The organism is Candidatus Eisenbacteria bacterium, assembly GCA_035577985.1.
Classification (GTDB): Bacteria; Desulfobacterota; Binatia; order DP-6; family DP-6; genus DATJZY01.
On the sequence record DATJZY010000002.1, the window covers coordinates 1 to 2,460 of the forward strand.

Annotated in this window: 3 protein-coding genes; all 3 read left to right on the forward strand. The window is 67.0% G+C overall.

Translation table 11 applies throughout. The features are described 5' to 3' along the window. Positions 1–147 precede the first annotated feature (147 nt). Complete coding sequence (locus tag VMS22_00050; protein ID HXJ32400.1) at positions 148–969, forward strand: transposase; 822 nt, start codon at positions 148–150, stop codon at positions 967–969. Beyond that, positions 915–1,205 carry a hypothetical protein gene (locus tag VMS22_00055; protein HXJ32401.1) on the forward strand — a complete coding sequence of 97 codons (291 nt, stop codon included), beginning with the start codon at positions 915–917 and terminating at the stop codon, positions 1,203–1,205. The genes VMS22_00050 and VMS22_00055 overlap by 55 nt, the downstream gene beginning before the upstream one ends. A gap of 471 nt (positions 1,206–1,676) precedes the next feature. Continuing rightward, the coding region (locus VMS22_00060) for a hypothetical protein (GenBank protein HXJ32402.1) at positions 1,677–2,460 on the forward strand (784 nt) is incomplete at its 3' end.

Sequence of the window (2,460 nt, forward strand, 5' to 3'; positions counted from 1 at the left end):
CTAACAAGGAATCATTAGAAGGCCACGTCCTCGAGTGAGACGCGGTCCCTGGGTGGGCGGCGCCACGAGGTGGTGGCGGTCTCCTCCGTCGGGACATGCTTCGGGTTGAAAGCGACCTGGGCATGAGCCCAACGAAGGAGAGCCGCGATGGAACGCTATCTCGGAGCCGATGTGCACGCAGCGAGCGTGACGTTCAGCGTGTTGGATGCGTCGGGCAAGCAGCTTCGGCGCGACGTGGTGGAGACAAACGGGAACGCCTTGGTGGGCTACCTGCAGCAGCTCGCGGGCAATCTGCACCTGTGCCTGGAGGAAGGCGAGTGGAGCCAGTGGCTTTACGAGATTCTTTCTCCGCACGTGGCAGAGCTCGTGGTGTACCGGGGCGAGTGGAACCCTGGGCTCAAGAGCGACGCGATCGACGCGCACGGCCTGGCGGAGAAGCTGCGTACGGGTCGGATCGATCGACCGGTGTTCAAGGACGCGCGCCTGTTCACGGCGCTGCGCGACCGAGCGCGGACCTACACGATGCTGACGCGCGATGTGGCACGCGTGAAGAGCCGGCTCAAGAGCTTCTTCCGCGCCCGCGGCATGCCGTGCACGGGCGAGGCGCTGTTCAAATCGGCCGAGCGTGCGCAGAGAGCCCAGGCGCTACCGGTCGCGACGCGCGAGGCGGTCGACCTGGTCGGCCGCGAGCTCGAACAGCTCCTCGCGCTCAAGGCCGAGGCCGAAGCCTCGATGCTGCGCGAATCCCATCGGCATCGCATCGCGCGGGTGCTCGAGACCGCGCCAGGGCTCGGGCCTGTGCGCGTCGCTCAGTTGCTGCCGATCGTGGTCACACCGCACATCGCTTCCGCACCAAGCGGCAGTTCTGGAGCTACTGCGGCTTCGCCGTGGTCACGCGCTCGTCGAGCGACTGGGTGCTGGAGCAGGGCCGCTGGATCAAGACGCGCGTCGCGCAGACGCGCGGGCTGAATTTCAACCACAACCGCATGCTAAAGGCGATCTTCAAGGGCGCCGCGACAACCGTCATCGCCCATTGCGGACCGAATCCGCTGCGCCAGAGCTATGACCGGCAGCTCGAGAACGGCACGCGGCCGAACCTGGCCAAGCTCACCGTCGCACGCCAGATCGCCGCGATCCTGCTTGCCATGTGGAAGAGACAGGAGGCATACGACTCCGGGAGAGGTTGCGAGCTCGCCAGACGCTGAGTGCACCGCACACGGCGGAGCGTCATCGGCTCCTCGCGGACTCGGATCTCCGGGGCAAAGGGTCGAGGGGAAGCATCCGTGCAAACGTGTGGCCACCGCTGCGGTGGCAGGCCCGATAACAAGGATATGCCCCCTCGCAGGACCGAATGAAGCGATGGCCCTCGAGGCCCAGATGGAAGCATGGTTCACAGCCCGCACGCTTCACGGCCTGAGGAGAACGCGGAGAACGACGTCCGATGAACTCCGAGCGTGTCGGCCACTCACATAACAACCATGACGTTCGCCGCCGCGCGCTCGAACGGCGGAGAACTACGCTCTTGACATCGCCTTCTATGGAAGCCGTATCTGGACTCCTCCTACAAGCTGATCAATGGATTCTCCAGGCCGGTTCGCCGCCGCTCGAGTGTGCCGTGGTAGTCTGCCCGCGCGGCCGCAGGTGAGCGGCCGTCTCTCACGCGGCAGGCGAATCGGATGCGCGCACCGCTCTACTCCTCGAATCCGAACGAGCTGTTCGGACCCGGCGTCATCGCGAACCCCCAGACGCTCTACGAGCGGCTCCGCTCGGAGACACCGATCTCGCGAGTCGCCGAGACCGGCGTGCATCTCGTCGCGACCTGGGATCTCATCGAGGCGGCGCTCGCGCGGGAGTCCGACTTCTCCGCGAACCTGACGGGCGTGCTGATGCGCACCCCGTCCGGCGATCTCAGCATCTTCTCGTTGCCCGAGAGAATCGGTGAAGATCCGGGCAACGTGATCGCGACCGCGGACGAGCCCGCGCATTCGCTGCACCGAGCGATCGTCCAACCTCGCTTCTCCGGCACGTTCGTGTCGATGCTCGAGGAGCCCGTTTGCCGGTGGGCGCGTGAGGCCATTCGGGAGTGGCTCGGTGCGGGTGCCGGGGACTTCGTACCCGTCGCAGAGCTCGTCCCGGCCCGCGTGGTGGGCCGCCTTCTCGGCCTTCCCGACGGCGACGTCTCGCGCTTTCGAAGCTGGGCGATGATCGGAGGTGACATCCTCGCCGGACACCTGGACGCGTCACGGCTCGGCCTGCTCGCCGCCGAGGCCATGAAGATGGTCGAATACCTCGGCGAGCACCTCGACCGCGCCACGGAGAATCTCCGGCGCGACGCCGACGCACCGCTCGCGCACGCGCTCGCCCGGGGCGTGGCGGACGGCCGGATCGGTCGCGGCGCGGCGATCGGCATCGCCACCGTGATGTTCTCGGCCGGGGGCGAATCGACCGCAGCGCTGATCG